This is a genomic window from Pseudooceanicola nanhaiensis DSM 18065 (genome assembly GCF_000688295.1).
GTDB lineage: Bacteria > Pseudomonadota > Alphaproteobacteria > Rhodobacterales > Rhodobacteraceae > Pseudooceanicola > Pseudooceanicola nanhaiensis.
Window position 1 is genome coordinate 46,118 of the sequence record NZ_JHZF01000001.1, and the last position, 16,088, is coordinate 62,205.

At 68.8% G+C, this 16,088-nt stretch carries 14 protein-coding genes; 8 read left to right on the forward strand and 6 right to left on the reverse strand.

Annotated elements, in window-relative coordinates:
- Positions 1 to 2: 2 nt before the first annotated feature.
- Positions 3 to 869: a carbohydrate ABC transporter permease gene (locus Q344_RS0100225; protein ID WP_229669277.1), complete on the forward strand. Its 867-nt coding sequence runs from the start codon at positions 3 to 5 to the stop codon at positions 867 to 869.
- Positions 870 to 884: 15 nt separating this feature from the next.
- On the opposite strand, the gene Q344_RS0100230 is transcribed toward Q344_RS0100225, so the two are convergent.
- The 5 genes from Q344_RS0100230 to Q344_RS0100250 form a co-directional block, all read right to left on the reverse strand.
- Entirely contained in the window at positions 885 to 2,180 is a 1,296-nt protein-coding gene (locus Q344_RS0100230) for a TRAP transporter large permease (protein ID WP_028284887.1), read from the reverse strand.
- Positions 2,181 to 2,187: 7 nt separating this feature from the next.
- A complete protein-coding gene (locus Q344_RS22695; protein WP_036538032.1) occupies positions 2,188 to 2,706 on the reverse strand; it encodes a TRAP transporter small permease in 519 nt (172 codons plus the stop codon).
- Between the two features lie 62 nt (positions 2,707 to 2,768).
- The gene (locus Q344_RS0100240) at positions 2,769 to 3,788 is read right to left on the reverse strand and encodes a TRAP transporter substrate-binding protein (protein ID WP_036538035.1); all 1,020 of its coding nucleotides are present in this window, start codon (positions 3,786 to 3,788) and stop codon (positions 2,769 to 2,771) included.
- A gap of 66 nt (positions 3,789 to 3,854) precedes the next feature.
- Positions 3,855 to 4,661: an enoyl-CoA hydratase/isomerase family protein gene (locus Q344_RS0100245; RefSeq protein WP_028284889.1), complete on the reverse strand. Its 807-nt coding sequence runs from the start codon at positions 4,659 to 4,661 to the stop codon at positions 3,855 to 3,857.
- On the reverse strand, positions 4,658 to 6,304 hold the full coding sequence (locus tag Q344_RS0100250; RefSeq protein WP_051630161.1) for an AMP-binding protein: 1,647 nt from the start codon (positions 6,302 to 6,304) through the stop codon (positions 4,658 to 4,660). Before Q344_RS0100250 ends, Q344_RS0100245 begins: the two co-directional genes overlap by 4 nt.
- Before the next feature lie 143 nt (positions 6,305 to 6,447).
- Between Q344_RS0100250 and Q344_RS24960 the strand changes: the two genes are divergently transcribed.
- Positions 6,448 to 6,972 carry a MarR family winged helix-turn-helix transcriptional regulator gene (locus Q344_RS24960; protein ID WP_051630162.1) on the forward strand — a complete coding sequence of 175 codons (525 nt, stop codon included), beginning with the start codon at positions 6,448 to 6,450 and terminating at the stop codon, positions 6,970 to 6,972.
- Between the two features lie 111 nt (positions 6,973 to 7,083).
- Entirely contained in the window at positions 7,084 to 8,346 is a 1,263-nt protein-coding gene (locus Q344_RS0100260) for an MFS transporter (RefSeq protein WP_028284891.1), read from the forward strand.
- A gap of 6 nt (positions 8,347 to 8,352) precedes the next feature.
- Here Q344_RS0100260 and Q344_RS0100265 read toward each other — a convergent pair whose 3' ends face one another.
- Positions 8,353 to 9,279: a formate/nitrite transporter family protein gene (locus tag Q344_RS0100265; RefSeq protein WP_084178237.1), complete on the reverse strand. Its 927-nt coding sequence runs from the start codon at positions 9,277 to 9,279 to the stop codon at positions 8,353 to 8,355.
- A gap of 429 nt (positions 9,280 to 9,708) precedes the next feature.
- Here Q344_RS0100265 and Q344_RS0100270 point away from each other — a divergent pair, with 429 nt between their 5' ends.
- The 5 genes from Q344_RS0100270 (at position 9,709) to Q344_RS0100290 (ending at position 16,050) form a co-directional block, all read left to right on the forward strand.
- Positions 9,709 to 10,803, forward strand: a complete 1,095-nt coding sequence (locus Q344_RS0100270; protein ID WP_028284893.1) for a TRAP transporter substrate-binding protein — start codon at positions 9,709 to 9,711, stop codon at positions 10,801 to 10,803.
- A 97-nt stretch (positions 10,804 to 10,900) separates the two neighbouring features.
- Positions 10,901 to 11,479, forward strand: coding sequence for a TRAP transporter small permease subunit (locus Q344_RS0100275; RefSeq protein ID WP_028284894.1), 579 nt, complete (start codon positions 10,901 to 10,903; stop codon positions 11,477 to 11,479).
- Positions 11,479 to 12,870, forward strand: coding sequence for a TRAP transporter large permease (locus Q344_RS0100280; protein WP_028284895.1), 1,392 nt, complete (start codon positions 11,479 to 11,481; stop codon positions 12,868 to 12,870). Before Q344_RS0100275 ends, Q344_RS0100280 begins: the two co-directional genes overlap by 1 nt.
- Before the next feature lie 147 nt (positions 12,871 to 13,017).
- On the forward strand, positions 13,018 to 14,793 hold the full coding sequence (locus Q344_RS0100285; protein ID WP_051630164.1) for a glycoside hydrolase family 15 protein: 1,776 nt from the start codon (positions 13,018 to 13,020) through the stop codon (positions 14,791 to 14,793).
- A 273-nt stretch (positions 14,794 to 15,066) separates the two neighbouring features.
- The gene (locus tag Q344_RS0100290; RefSeq protein ID WP_051630165.1) at positions 15,067 to 16,050 is read left to right on the forward strand and encodes a TRAP transporter substrate-binding protein; all 984 of its coding nucleotides are present in this window, start codon (positions 15,067 to 15,069) and stop codon (positions 16,048 to 16,050) included.
- Positions 16,051 to 16,088: the final 38 nt, after the last annotated feature.

Genomic DNA, 16,088 nt, shown 5'->3' on the forward strand with positions numbered 1-16,088 from the left:
CGATGACCGACATGACCGCAATCGCCCCCGCCCGGATCCGGCTGGCCAGGATCAGCCCCGGCCGCGTCCTGGGCTTCGTCATCCTCGCGCTCGGCGCCTGGGTGGTGGTGTTCCCCTACATCTGGATGATCTCGTCGAGCCTCAAGCCCACGGACGAGGTCTATGACGCCGATTTCACCATCTGGCCCAGGACCTTCGCGGGCGTGCAGAACTATTGGGACGTGCTGGTCGGCCAGCCCTATCCGACGTTCCTGCTGAACAGCCTGATCGTCTGCGGCGGCATCCTCGCCGCCCAGCTCGTCACCGCGATCCCCGCCGCCTACGCGCTGGCCAAGCTGCGTTTCCGGGGTCAGACGATCCTGCTTGGCACGGTGGTGGCCTGCCTGACGATCCCGATCAACGTGACCTCGATCCCGCTCTACCTGGGCGTGGTGAAGGCGGGGCTGCTCGACACCTACCTGTCGATGATGCTGCCCTTCCTCGTCTCGGTCTTCGCCATCTTCCTGTTCCGGCAGTTCTTCCGCGCCTACCCGGATTCGATCATCCAGGCGGCCCGGGTCGACGGCTTCTCCGAGATCGAGATCGTCCTGCGCCTGATCGTTCCGGCGGCGGTCCCGGCGGTGGCGGCCTTCTCGGTCTTCTCCTTCGTCGCGCATTGGAACGACCTCTACTGGCCGCTGATCGTGGTCCAGAGCCAGGAGAAGATGACCGCCTCGCTCTCGATGATGCAGTACCGCTCCGAGTTCGACATCAACTACGGCCGCACCTTCGCCGCCGCGACCGTGGTCACGATCCCGATGCTCATCGTCTTCCTCTTCGCGCGCCGGGCCTTCATCCGCGGCATCACCATGAGCGGGGTGAAGGGGTAGGGGACGCTTGTCCGGTCACCGCATCGTCGTGGGCAGCCAGAGCACGATCCACGGGACCGCCACCAGCAGGACCAGCCGCAGCACGTCGGCGATCACGAAGGGCAACACGCCCCGGAAGATCGTCGTGATCGGGATCGTCCGGGCGATGGAGTTGATGACGAAGACGTTCATGCCCACCGGGGGCGTGATGAGCCCCAGCTCCACCGTCATGACGATGATCACGCCGAACCAGATCGGATCGAAGCCGAGCTGGGTGATGACCGGGAAGACGATCGGGACGAGCAGGATGATCATCGCCATCGCGTCGAGGATGCAGCCCATCAGGACGAAGAAGACGAGGATCAGCGCCAGCGTGCCGTAGGCGCCGAGGTCGAGCGCCACCAGCCAGGCGGTGATCTTCTGCGGCGACTGGGTGACGGCGAGGAAATAGCCGAAGAGGATCGCCCCGATCAGGATCGTGTAGATCGCGACCGAGGTCCGGAGCGCCTCGACCAGCGCGTCGAGCAGGCCGCGGGGCGTCAGCCGTCCGCGGGCGAAGCCGATGGCGGCGGTGAGGAAGGATCCGACGGCGGCGGCCTCCGTCGCGGTGGCGAAGCCGAAGTAGATCGAGCCGATGATGGCGAGGAAGAGCAGCATCACCGCCCAGATCCCCCGCAGCGAGATCAGCGCCTCGCGCAGGACGAAGCGGTCGCCCGCGGGCAGGCGGCGGCCATGGGCGATCCGGACCGTGCCCATGTACATCAGCACCGCCAGCAGGCCGGGGACCATGCCCGCGATGAAGAGCTTGCCGATGTCCTGTTCGGTGATGAAGCCGTAGACGGCGAGCACGACGGAGGGCGGGATCAGGATGCCCAGCGTCCCGCCCGCCGCCACCACGCCGGTCGAGACCTCGTCGGGATAGCCCGCGCGCTTCATCTCGGGCAGGGCGATCTTCGTCATCGTGGCCGCCGTCGCGACCGAGGAGCCGCAGATCGCGGCGAAGCCCGCGCAGGCGCCGATGGTGGAAATCGCCATGCCCCCGCGCAGGTGGCCGAACCACTTGCGCCCGGCCTGGAACAGCTCGCGCGACATGCCCGAGTTGGTGGCGAGCACCCCCATCAGGATGAAGAAGGGGATCAGCGAGAGGTTGAAGTCGGTGATCGTGCGGATCGGCGATTGCGCCAGCAGGTTCAGCGCCGGCTTCAGCCCGGCGACGCCCGCAAAGCCGAAGACGCCGACAAGGCCCATGGCGATGCCGACGGGCACCCGCAGGATCATCATCGCGAAGAGCGCCGCGAAGCCGAGGGGCGCGAGCAGGTCGATCGGGATCATGCCTGCCTCACTCCGGCGTCTCGGCGGGGTCGAACTGGTCGAGCGTGCCGCGCCCGGTGACGACGAGGATCAGCCGGGCGAGGATCGCGGGGATCGAGACGAGGAACCCCGCCCAGATCAGCGCCATGAAGGGCCATGCGGGCAGGCGGAGGTCCATCGTCGCCTCGCCGCTCAGCCCCGCGCTGCGGACCCGGGCGAGCATCATCCAGACGAGCAGGACGGTGAAGAAGAGGAGCACGCTCCAGGCGAAGGCGTCGATCCGGCGGCGGGCGCGCTCGGGCAGCACCTCGGCCACGATGTCGACCTTGATGTGCGAGCCGCGGTAGCCGACCGAGGCGAAGCCCCAGGCGATGGCCGCGGCCAGCAGAAGGCGCGAGAGGTCGAAGGCGTCGGGCAGCGGGAAGGCGAAGAGGTATCGCCCCGCCGCCGAGGCCACCACCAGCACCGTCACCACGCCCATGAGCACGCCCGCCACCTTCTCGATGGCGCGCGCGAGGCGGTCGAGCGCCCGTTGCAGTTTCAGCATGAACTCCCCTCCGGCGATGCGGGGCGCGCGCGCGCGCGGTGCGGCGCGCCCCGCCTCCTGTCTCAGAACTTCGCGTCGTTGGCTTCGAGCGCGTCGACATAGCCCTGGTAATAGCCGTCGGCCCCCTCGCCGACGTCGGACGTCCACTGCTCGAGAAGCGGCGCGGCGGCGTCCCGCCAGGCCTGCACCTCCTCCTCGGTCGGCGCGTAGAGGGTATGCTCGCCGCTCTCGATCATCTTGTCACGGCCCGAGGCCTCTTCGGCGGCCCAGCCCTCCGAGAACTTCTGCGACCATTCCGGGGTGCAATGGTCGTCGATCACCTTCTTCAGGTCGTCGGGCAGCCCGTCGTACTTGGCCTTGTTCAGCAGCATCAGCTGGGCCGAGATGTAGAACGGCATGTCGAGGTGATGCTTCGTCTCGGAATCGATCCCGAAGATGTAGATCGACCCCCAGGGGAAGGTGATCGCATCGGCCGTGCCGTTGGCGATCGCCTCGCGCGCCTCGGGGGCGGGCACCTGCACCGGCGCGCCGCCCAGCATCGACACGAAACGCGCCATGGTGGCGTGGGCGGGGCGGACCGACTTGCCCTGGATGTCGGCGGGCAGCTTCACCTCGGTCTTCGAGTGGATCGTGCCCGGATCATGCGGGTTGGCGAGGCAGAACTTGACGTCCGACATCTCCTCCTCCGCGATCGGGGCGTACCATTCGTGCATCGCCTTCGCGCCGCGGGGCGCGTTGTCCATGTGGAAGGGGATCTCGACCAGCGAGTAGATCGGGAAGCGTCCCGCCTGGTAGCCGGGGTTCACGTAGCCGATGTCGGCGATCCCGTCGCGCGTCATGTCGTAATGGTCGGGCGCCGCGCCGAGCTGCTGTGCCGGGAAGACCTGGAAGTCGATCCGGCCGTCCGAGGCCGCCTTGATCGCATCCATCCATTCGGTCATTCCCATGGTCTGCACCGGGTGGGTCGGCGGCAGCCAGTGCGCCAGCCGGAAGGTCACGTCCTGCGCGGCCGCCTGGCCCGCGGACAGCGCGGCGAGCGCGGTGGCGGCGAGTACTCTCTTCAGTCCCTTGGTCTTGGTCATTGTCGGTCCTCCCTGTGGTCCGTTGCGGCGGCGCGGGTCTCTCCTCTGCCCGCGACCGCCGGTTTCTCAGCGCCCCTCGTAGACGGGGCTGCGCTTCTCCATGAAGGCGCGCGGTCCTTCCCGCGCGTCCTCCGAGCCGAGGACCTCCGCCCTGGCGGCGTCCTCCAGATCGTATCCCTCGTCGAGCGTCAGCCCCGAGCTGCCCAGAACCGTCCGCTTGATCGCGCGCACGGCCAGCGGCCCGTTGGCGGCGATCCGGGAGGCAAGGCGCATCGCCTCGGGCATCAGCTCCTCGGGCGGCAGGATGCGGTTCACCAGCCCCATGCCGGCGGCGCGGTCGGCGGTGATCGTCCCGCCCGCGAGCAGAAGCTCCATAGCCAGCGGCCGCGGCAGCTCGCGCGGCAGACGCACGAGCGCGCCGGCGAAAGGGATCAGCGCATGGCGCGCTTCCGGCAGGCCGAAGCGCGCGCCGGGCACCGAGAGACGGATGTCGGTCGCCAGCATCGTCTCGAACCCGCCGGCGAGGCAATGTCCGTTGATCGCCGAGATCACCGGCTTCTCCAGCCGGAACCGGCGGAGCGCGCTGCGGTCCATCACCTCGGGCTCTTCCAGGACGCGACGGTCCCACTCCGTCTCGGCCGTGCGCGCCCCGGTGAGAAGCGGCAGCATCGTCGCGAGATCCCCGCCCGAGCAGAAGGCCCGGTCGCCCGCGCCGGTCAGCACGCAGACGCGGAGCGCATCGTCCCGGTCGAAGGCGGTGAAGGCGTCGGCGAGGCGGCAGGCCATCTCGGGCGAGATCGCGTTCATCGCCTGCGGACGGTTCATCGTCAGGATCAGGACCGGCCCCTCGGCGCGGCTCAGGAGCGCGCTCATGTCGTCACCTCCGCGACGCGGCGCGCGGCCATCTCGCGCAGCTCCACCTTGCGCACCTTGCCGTTCGGGGTCATCGGAAAGGCCTCCACCATCTCGACGAAGCGCGGCAGCTTGTGCCGGGCGAGCCCCGCGCGGCAGAAGGCGCGCAGCGCCTCCGCCTCCGGCGTCGTGCCGGGGCGGGGGATGACGAAGGCGAAAACCTCCTCGCCCATCTCGGGGTCCGGCACGCCCACCACCTGCGCGTCCGAGATCTCCGGATGGGTCAGCAGGAAGGCCTCGATCTCGGCCGGGTAGATGTTCTCTCCGCCACGGATCAGCATGTCCTTGATGCGCCCCACGATGCGGACATGACGGTTCCCGTCGACCACGGCGAGGTCGCCGGAGCGCAGCCAGCCGTCGGGCAGCAGCGTCTCGGCCGTCTTCTCGGGCATGTCGAAATAGCCCGCGGTCGTGAGGTAGCCGCGGATCTGCAGCTCTCCGGTCTCGCCGAGGCCGACGACCTCTCCGGTCTCGGGCGAGACGACGCGGATCTCGGTGTGGGGCAGGGGGGTGCCCGCCGTGGCGATCCGGGTCTCGAAATCGTCCGACGGGTCGGTCTGGGTGATGATCGGCGAACATTCCGTCATCCCCATGATGATCATCGGTTCGGCCCCCACCTCGTCGCGGATGCGCCGCATCAGGCTGGCCGGGATGTCGGTGCCGCCGGTGAAGGCGATCCGCCACGAGGACAGGTCCCGCACGGCGAAGCCCGGGTCCTCCAGCATGCGGATCATCATCGTCGGCACGGCATTGGTCACGGTCCCCCGGTGCCGCTCGATCTGGTCGAGCATCGCGGCCGCCTCGAAGTTTTCCAGCGCGACGAGGCAGCCGCCCGCGGCGAGCATGCCCATGACGTTGCAGACGCAGCCCGCCGTGTGGAAGAAGGGCATCGCGCTGACCAGCCGGTCCCCGGCGTGGAAGCCCGCCCGGTCGGCCATCAGCCGCGCGTTGTTGACGGTGGAATGATGCGTCAGCATCGCCCCCTTGGGCGCCCCGGTCGTGCCCGAGGTGTACTGGATCTGCGCCACGTCCCCGCTGCCGACCGACGCCTGCCGCGCGGCAAGCTCTTCCTCCGTCACGCGGTCGGCGAGGTCCGTGACCTCGGCCAGCGTGGCCGCGCCCGGAATCGCCCCTGCACCGAGGGTCGCGAGTCTTCGGAGATCCGGCAGGCCCCCTGCCAGCCCGGCGATGGCGGCCCCGGTGTCGTAGCCGCGGTAGCTGCAGGTGGTGACCAGCGTCGAGGCCCGGCTCTGGCGCAGCAGGTACCCGAGTTCGTTCGCCCGCAGCGCCGGGTTCACGGTGACGAGCACAGCGCCGACCTTGGCCAGCGCAAGCTCGAGCAGGATCCACTCGGGCGCATTGGGCGAAAGGACCGCCACCCGGTCCTGCGCCGCGACGCCCCACCCGATCAGCCCGCGGGCCAGCCGGTCGGCCCTGTCGCGCAGGTCGTCATAGCTCCACTCCACGCCGAAGCTCTCGAAGATCAGCGCCGGGCGCGCGCCGTGACGCGCCGCCTGCCGGTCGAGCAGCCCGCCCAGGGTGAGCGCCTCCAGCCGCGGTCCGCGATCGGAGGGCGCGAGATGCGCCTTGGTCGTCTGGCCCATGTCTCCTCCCTGAAACCGATGGACCGCGCCACATGCCACGATTAGAATTGTGGTCGGAAGCGAATTGTTCGACCCCGAACTAACATGAGATCCGTGCCACCTGTCAATCGGCCTGTGCACGGACAGACAGAACGGAGCACGCGATGCAGGACGCAAGCGACAGGGACGGGGCCGAGACCCTGACGGCCGGGGACGGCGAAAGCCAGATCGCCTACAAGCTGCGGCTGGCGCAGATCGCGGCCTACCGCGCCTTCGAGGAGCGGGTGACGGGCTACGGCAAGGCGCCGCGCTACCTCGGGTTGCTCATGATCATCGGGGCGAATCCGGGCTCCAACCAGTCCTCGCTGGCCGAGGCGGTCGGCCTGCGCCGGTCGAGCCTCGTCGCGATCCTCGACCAGCTGGAACGGGACAGGATCGTCCGACGCGACCCGGCGCCCGACGACCGGCGATCGAAGGCCGTGCGCCTGACCGGGCACGGCAGCCGCGTGCTGAAGGAGCTGACGGAGGAGGCCGAGGCCCACGAGGCCGCGCTGACCCGCGGGATCCCCGAGGCGGATCTTGCCATTCTGCGGGCAGCGCTTGACCGGATCATCCTCAACATGCGGGCGCTCGACATGCCCGCGGCCAACGCCGCCGCCGACCGCACCGACAGCCTCTCGCGCAGCTGACGGCGCCGGCAGACCCCTCACGATCTTCCGGCCGGAGTGGTCCGCGGGGCCGGTCCCGAACGTAGACAGGGACAGGCGCCGCAGATGCGCCCGGGGTCGAGGGAGTGGCAGGTGAGATCAGCCCAGGGGAACAAGGACCGGTTGTCGGCCTATGCATTGTTCGCGGGTGTGCTCGCGGCGGCGGGGCTGCCGATCTACCTGCATGCGCCGAAGTTCTTCTTCGACCAGTACGGCGTCGGGCTGGGCACGCTCGGCTCGGTCCTCTTTGCGCTGCGGCTCTTCGACGTGATCCAGGACCCGGTGCTCGGCTGGGCCTCGGGCGTGCTGGAGCGGCGCCGCCGGGCCGTCGTCGCGCTGGTCGGCGTGGCGATGGCGGCCGCGATGGTCGGCGTCTTCGCCGTCACGCCGCCCGTCGCGCCGCTGGCGTGGTTTGCGCTGACCCTCGGCGCGCTCTTCACGGCGTTCAGCTTCCTGTCGATCACCTTCTACGCGCAGGGCGTCGAAAAGGCCGGTCGCGCGCCGGGGCTGGGCCATGTCCGCGTCGCGACCTGGCGCGAGACCGGGGCGCTGATCGGCGTCTGCCTCGCGGCGGTGGCACCGACCCTGCTGGGCCTCGTCTCGGCCGCACCCTTCACGCTCTTCGCATGGCTCTTCGCGGCGGCGACGCTCGTGGCCGTCGTCGCGATGCGCCGCGAATGGCGCCCGACGGGGGCGGACACCCGGCCCGCCTTCGAGGCGATCCTCCGCGACCCCGGGGCGCGCCGCCTGCTGTGGATCGCCTTCGCCAATGCCGCGCCGGTGGCGGTGACCTCGACGCTGTTCCTGTTCTTCGTGGACTACCGGCTCCAGGCGCCGGGGATGGAGGGCCCGCTCCTCTTGCTCTTCTTCGTCTCGGCCGCGATCAGCGCGCCGTTCTGGGGCCGCGCGGCCGCGCGCAACGGGCTGCGCAGCTCGCTGCTGGCGGGCATGGTGCTGGCGATCGTGACCTTCACCTTCGCGGCCTTCCTGGGCGCGGGCGACGTGATCCCCTTCGCGCTGGTCTGCGTCGCCTCGGGCGCGGCGCTCGGGGCGGACATGACGCTGCTGCCGGCCGCCTTCTCGTCGCACGTGGCCTCGGGGCAGGGCAATCCGGGGCAGGCCTTCGGGCTGTGGAACTTCGTCTCGAAGCTCACGCTGGCCTTCGCCGCGGTGACCGTCCTTCCGGCGCTGGAGCTCGCCGGGCTCTCGGCGGATCAGCCGGCGGGCGACGGCGCGCTGCTGATGCTGACCCTGCTCTATGCCGTGCTGCCCTGCGCGCTGAAGCTGGTCGCGGTCTGGCTGCTCGTCACCTCGACCGCGCTCACCGCGCTCGACCGGCCCGCGGCGCAGGGGTGATCCGCCTCACATCTCCTGACTGATCTGACCGTAGGCGAGCATCGCGAAGAGCCCGGTGCCGCCGATGATGTTGCCGACGAGCACCGGGAAGATGTGGTGCGTGAAGGCGGTGACGATCCCGAGTTCGCCGTTCATCACGAGGCAGAAGATCTCGTTCGATCCGGCGACGACGTGGGTGAACCCGCCCGCGGCGATGAGCCAGGTGAAGAGGACGATGACGATGACCTCGGACCCCTTGGACGAGGGCAGCATCCAGACCAGCGCCGCGATGAAGAACCCCGCCGGGATGCCGTGCAGAAGGGAGGTCGAAGGGGACAGCGCGGCCACGTGGCGCGACACGTCGAGCACCGCCAGCATGATGTCGTCGGACAGGATGCCGCCGTGGATCGTGATGGCCGCCGTCAGGAAGGTTCCGACCATGTTGGCCGCGAAGACGAGCCCCCAGAGACGCAACGTGCTGTACAGGCGGCCACGGTCCGGATTGGCCAGCAGCGGCAGGACGACGGTGATCGTGTTCTCGGTGAACAGCTGCATGCGGCAGAGGATCACCAGAACGAAGCCCACCGTGTAGCCCAGACTGCCGACCAGCCAGAGATAGGGGAAGTCGGGCCCGAGCCCGGCGCGGAAGATGCCGAGGCCCAGCACCGAGGCCGAGATGCCGATGCCCGCCGCCACCCCCGACCACCAGAGCGAGGTCTTGGGGCGGTGCAGCTCTTCCTCGCCCTCGCGCAGGATGATGGCATAGACCGTCAGCGCCGAGAGCCGGCCGTTGTCGCTCACCGCCTCGCGTTCATGCGGCGTCAGCGAGCGTTCGGTCTCGGTCGGGGTCTGTTCGCGCGACTGGCGGGAGGCCCGGCGCGCCTCGCGTTCGGCCTGTTCCATGCGCTCTTCGAGCGTGGGGGATGTCTCGGGGCTGTCGTCGTGATCGTCCATGGTCCTGCCTTCTTGCCCGTTCCGGCGGACCGGGCCCCGCTGTCTGTTCCACATCGCGCAACGCCCGCGACCGGGATTTGCACGGTAGTGCCTGTTGCGCCGGGCCGGAAGCCTCTGAATGGCGGCGACCCGGATCCGCCGTGGCATGGAGAGGATAGGACGGCCCGGCCCCCCTGCGACTCCGCGAGCGGCATAAGTCGGATTATGTCACCAGCGCGCCACACCCGCACGATCCGCCGCGCTTGCGGGGCCATCCTGCGCCGCCGATCGCCCCGAGGAGCAGAAACGTGCTGCGCCACACAATCTTCCACCCGGGATTGCACGTTGCTGCATGGACATTCCGCCCCACGAGAGACTACTTAACGTAGGGATGGAGGGCCGCTGCGAGATGCGACCCCCACTCCATCTGGAAATTCATGGGAGGACACCTTGGATCGTCGTTCGTTCATCCGCACCGCGGGCACCATGGGGGCGGCTGCGGCCACCGCCGGCCTCGCGGCACCGGCCATCGCGCAGGGCAACATCACCTGGCGCATGGTCACCACCTGGCCCAAGAACTTCCCCGGCCTCGGGGTCGGGGCGCAGCGGCTTGCCGACCGCATCACCGCCGCGTCGGGCGGCCGCCTGACCGTGCAGGTCTTCTCGGCCGGCGAACTGGTGCCGCCGCTCCAGTCGCTCGACGCCGTGATCGACGGCACCGCCGAGATGAGCCACGGCGCCGCCTATTACTGGCAGAACAAGTCGCCCGCGCTGTCGTTCTTCACCGGCGTGCCCTACGGCATGACCTCGCGCGAGCTGACCGCATGGATCCGCTACATGGGCGGTCAGGAGATCTGGGACGAGATCTATGACCAGTTCGGCGTCCAGGGCTTCCTGTCCGGCGACACCGGCACCCAGGCCGGCGGCTGGTTCCGCAACGAGCTGACCGGCGTGTCGGACGTGCAGGGCCTGCGCTTCCGCACCCCCGGCCTCGGCGGCCGTGTCTGGGAGAAGCTGGGCGCCACCGTGACCAACATGGCGGCGGGCGAGATCTTCCAGGCGCTCCAGTCGGGCACGCTGGACGCGGCCGAATTCGTCGGCCCCTACAACGACCTCGCGCTCGGCTTCTACCAGGTGGCGAAGAACTACTACTTCCCCTCCTTCGTGGAACCCGGCCTCGCGACTGAGCTGGTCGTCGACAAGGCCAAGTACCAGGCCCTGCCCGATGACCTGCAGGCGCTGATCAAGGACATCAGCCAGGCCGAATACGACCAGGTCGCATCGGACTTCTATGCCAACGATCCGCGGGCGCTGCAGACCCTGATCAACGACCACGGCGTCAACGTGATGCAGTTCCCCGAAGAGATCCTCCAGGCCGGCGCCGAAGCCGCGAAGGAGATCATGACCGGGCTGCGCGAGTCGGACGATCCGCTGGTCAAGAAGACCGCCGAGAGCTTCATCGAGTCGCTCAACATCGTGCGGACGCGGTCGCGCGACACCGACGGCGCCTTCGTCCAGGCGCGTGAGAAGTACTTCACGCTCTGAGGCCTGACCTTCGCCACGGAATGGCCCGGGCCGCACCGCCCGGGCCATACCCGTAAGAAAGGCACGGCCCCGCGGTTCCGAGGGAAAGGGAAGCTGGATGCGCATACTCGCCTGGGTGGCCGCCGCGATCTGCGGCCTCAACTACGTGATCGGCCGGGTCTTTTCATGGCTCGCCCTGGGGATCGTCCTCGTCTGCTTCACGGTCGTCGTGCAGCGCTACCTCTTCGCAACCAGCTACGTCTGGATGCAGGACCTCTATATCTGGATGAACGGTGCCATGTTCACGGCCGTGGCGGGCTTTGCCCTGCTCAGGGATGACCACGTGCGGGTCGACATCTTCTACCGCCCGGCCCGGATGCGCACCCGCGCGATCGCGGACCTTGCCGGGGTGGTGGTCTTCCTGCTTCCGTTCTGCTGGATCGTCTACACCTATTCCATGCCCTTCGTGGCCCGTGCCTGGGGCTATTTCGAGGCCTCCGCCAATGTCGGCGGGATGCCGGGCCTCTTCATCCTGAAATCCTTCGTCATCGCCTTCGCCGTGCTGATGGCGCTGCAGGGCGTGGCCATGGCGATCCGGTCGATCCTGATCCTTGCCGGACGGCCCGAGCTGGTCCCGGCCATGATGCGCTATTCGCCGGACAAGACCCCCGTCGGGTCGCACGAGGAGGCCGCCTGATGGATCCGGTCCTGATCGGCGAGCTTCTCGCCGCGCTCATGTTCTTCGGCGTGATCGGCTTCCTGCTGATCGGCTTCCCCGTCGCCTTCACCCTCGCCGGGGTGTCGCTCCTGTTCGGCGCCGCGGGTCTCTGGCTCGGCGTCTTCGATCCGAGCAACTTCGGCTCCCTGCCGAACCGCTACATCGGCTTCATGACCAACGAGGTGCTCGTCGCCGTCCCGCTCTTCATCTTCATGGGCGTGATGCTGGAGCGCAGCCAGATCGCCGAGCAGCTTCTGCTGACGATGGGCAAGCTCTTCGGCAACCTGCGCGGGGGGCTCGGGATCTCGGTCATCCTGGTCGGCGCGATGCTGGCCGCCTCCACCGGGGTGGTCGGGGCGACCGTGGTGACGATGGGGCTGATCTCGCTCCCCGCGATGCTGCGGGCGGGCTATGACCCCAAGCTCGCCACCGGCGTGATCTGCGCCAGCGGGACGCTCGGGCAGATCGTGCCGCCCTCGACCGTGCTGATCTTCATGGGCGACATGCTCTCGGGCATCAACAGCCAGGTCCAGATGGCCAAGGGCAACTTCGCGCCGGTGCCGGTCTCGGTCGGCGATCTCTTCGCGGGCGCGCTGCTGCCCGGCGTGCTGCTGGTGGTGCTCTATCTGGCCTGGGTGATCTTCAAGGCGCTGACGGATCCCGCCTCCTGCCCCGCCACGCCGGTGCCCGCCGAAGAGAAGGGCGCGCTCGGCCGCGAGGTCCTGATCGCGCTGCTGCCGCCGCTGCTGCTGATTCTCGCGGTCCTCGGCTCCATCCTCGGCGGTATCGCCACCCCGACCGAGGCGGCCTCGGTCGGCGCGGTCGGCGCGATGATCCTCGCCGCGCTGCGGCTGAGGCTCAGCTTCGGGGTGCTGCAGGCGACCGTGATCTCGACCGCCACGATCACCAGCATGGTCTTCGTGATCCTGCTCGGCGCCTCGGTCTTCTCGGTCGTGTTCCGGATGATGGGCGGCGACAACCTGGTGCACGAATTCCTCGGCAGCCTGCCGGGCGGACGTCTCGCGGCCGTGGCCGTGGTCATGATCATCATGTTCTTCCTCGGCTTCATCCTCGACACGTTCGAGATCATCTTCATCGTCATCCCGGTGACGGCGCCGGTCCTGCTGGCGCTGGACGTGGACCCGGTCTGGCTGGGGGTGATCGTGGGGGTGAACCTGCAGACCTCGTTCCTGACCCCGCCCTTCGGCTTCGCGCTCTTCTACCTGCGCGGGGTGGCGCCGGACGACATGCCGACCTCGGCGATCTACCGCGGCATCATTCCCTTCGTCGGGCTGCAGATGGTGGCGATCGTGCTGCTCTTCGTCTTCCCGGAGCTGGTGACATGGCTCCCGCGGGCGATCGCGGGCTGACGGGCAGGCCCGCGCGGGCCGTCGTCAGATCTGCTGGATGACGTGCAGGTGGCCACCACCGGAGGCTGCGCTATTGTGTGGCCGGGACGGCGGCGCCCTGTCCGGGCGCCCCTCCCCCAGAAACGGAACGGACGGGACATATCGACCATGGAACTGGGCCTGATCGGCAATTGCTCTGTTGCGGCGCTCGTCGACCCGCACGCCACCATCAACTGGTTCTGCCTGCCGCGGTTCGACGGCGATCCCGTGTTCCATTCCCTGCTGGGCTCCGGCACGAAGAACCCCGATGACGGCGCCTTCTCGATCGAGGTCGAGGGCTTCAAGTCGGCCGAACAGGCCTACATCCCGAACACGCCGATCCTGCGCACGCTGCTCCACGCCGAGGGCGGCGTGGTCGAGGTCACCGATTTCTGCCCCCGGTTCGAGGCCCGCGACCGCGCCTTCCGCCCGCGCATGATCATCCGCCGCATCCGGCCCGTCGAGGGCTGGCCCCGGATCCGGGTCAAGGTCCGCCCGCGCTTCGACTGGGGCAAGACGGAGCCAAAGGTGACCTATGGCTCGAACCACGTGCGGTTCGTCGGCAGCCGCGAGGTCGTCCGCATGACCACCGATGCGCCGGTCGATCACGTTCTGTCGGAACGGCTCGTGACGCTCGACCGGCCCTGCACCTTCGTCATCGGTCCGGACGAGACGCTGCAGGAGGGCCCGGCCGAGATCGGCGAGCGTTTCATGCTCGACACCCAGCGGTACTGGCAGCGCTGGTCGCAACGGCTCGCCGTGCCGTTCGACTGGCAGGACGCGGTGATCCGCGCCGCCATCACGCTGAAGCTCTGCAACTACGAACAGACCGGCGGCATCGTCGCGGCGGTCACCACCTCCCTGCCCGAGGCGCCGGGAAGCGAGCGCAACTGGGATTACCGCTACTGCTGGGTGCGCGACGCCTTCTTCACCGTGCGGGCGCTGAACAGCCTCGCCGCGACGCGCACGATGGAGAACTACTTCCAGTGGCTGATGAACCTGGTGGCGGACGCGCGGGGCGGCCACATCCAGCCGGTGCTGGGCATCGGGCTGGAAACCGACCTGCGGGAATGGCAGGCCGAGAACCTGCCGGGCTATCACGGCATGGGGCCGGTCCGCGTCGGCAACCAGGCGCATGAGCATTTCCAGCACGACACCTATGGCCACGTCATCCTCGGCGCCGCGCCGGCCTTCTTCGACCAGCGCCTGCAGATGACCGCGGGCGAACACGCCTTCCGCCTGCTCGAGGACCTCGGCGAACAGGCCTGGGCCTTGCACGATCAGCCCGACGCCGGGATCTGGGAACTGCGCAGCCGGGCCCGGATCCACACCTCATCGTCTCTGATGTGCTGGGCCGCCTGCGACCGGCTGGCCCGCATCGCCGCCCGGCTCGGGCTGAGGGACCGCGCCGGCTACTGGCGCGGGCGGGCCGACGTCATCCACCGCAAGATCCTCGAAGGCGCCTGGAGCGAGGAACGGCAGGCCTTCGTCGAGAGCTTCGGCGGCCGGACGCTCGACGCCAGCGTCCTGCTCATGGGCGAGGTCAACTTCCTGCCGTCGACCGACCCGCGCTTCGGCGCGACGGTGGACGCCCTGTCGCGCACCCTCGGGCGCGGCCCGCACATGCTGCGCTACGAGGAGGCGGACGATTTCGGTGTCCCCGAGGTCGGCTTCAACATCTGCGCCTTCTGGCGGGTCGATGCGCTGGCCCGGATCGGCCGGGTCGAGGAGGCGCGCGAGTATTACGAGGAACTGCTCGGCGCGCGCAACGGGCTGGGCCTGATGTCCGAGGACACCTCGTTCGAGACCAATGCGGGCTGGGGCAACTTCCCGCAGACCTATTCCATGGTGGGCATCATCAACGGCGCCATGCGCCTGTCGCGAAGCTGGGAAAGCCAGCTCTAGAACCGTCGGCCCCGCCGACCCTCCCCGTGTGACGTCCCGCCCGAACCCGCTGCGTCCTACGCAGCGGCACCGGCCCCGGCCTGGACGGTCGCAGGCGATTCAATCCCGTCAGTTTTTGATCCCGTCGCCGGCGGAACTGCCTAATATTCGAGCATGTGATGTCTGGGAACAGGTTTCTTGCCCGTGGGCCTTTCTATAGGATACAGGTGGTATACTGAAAGTCGGGCAGGTCGCCACGCGGCCGTTCTGATGACACCAACAGGGAATCGACAGATGAAATACGGAATTGGGATCGGCATCGTCACGCTGGGCATGGCGCTCGGCTCTGCCGCCGCGGCACAGACCAGCTGGGACATGTCGGTCGTCTGGCCGGAAGGCAACTTCCACACCCAGAACGCGATGACCTTCGCCGAACAGGTGAGCGAGGCCACCGACGGCGAGGTGCAGATCACGGTGCATTCGGGCGGCGCGCTCGGCATCAAGGGCCCCGAAGGCATGGCCGCGGTGCGCGACGGGCTGGTCCCGATCGCCGACATCCTGATGAGCCAGCAGGTCGGCGAGAACCCGGCGCTCGGCGTCGAGACGCTGCCCTACCTCGCACCGACGCTTCCGGACCTCGCGCTGCTGCACAAGTTCTACCGCCCGATGGTCGAGAGCATCGCCGAGGACATGAACCAGAAGCTGCTCTACATGGTGCCCTGGCCGGGCCAGGCGGTCTATTCGCCGAACAAGATCGAGACGCTCGCCGACCTCGAGGGGCTGACCATCCGCGTCGTGGACGCGAACGGCGACGCCTTCTTCAACGCGCTCGGCGCCGCGCCGCTGCAGATGCCCTGGGGCGAGGTCGTGCCCTCGCTGGCCGCCGGCACGATCAAGGGTGTGACCACCTCGTCCTCCTCGGGCGTGGACGGCGCGTTCTGGGAGTTCATGGACAACATGAACACCTTCAACTGGCAGGCCTCGTCGAACATCGTCACCGTGAACCTCGATTCGTGGAACGCGCTCGACCCCGAGGACCAGAAGGCGATCGAAGAGGTCGCGGCCGCGCTCGAAGGTGATTTCTGGATGAACTCCGCCAACGAGGACGCGGCGAAGATCGCCACGCTGAAGGAAAACGGCATGACCGTCACCGCCCCTTCGGAAGAGCTGCGCGCCGCGCTCGTCGAAAAGGCGAAGCCGCTCTGGGAAGAGTTCAAGACCCGGGTGCCGGAAGCCGCCCCGGTGATCGACAACTACCTCGCCGTCCGCGGGGAATGATCCCTCGGGCCGGGCCCTTCCGCGGGGCCCGGTCCTCT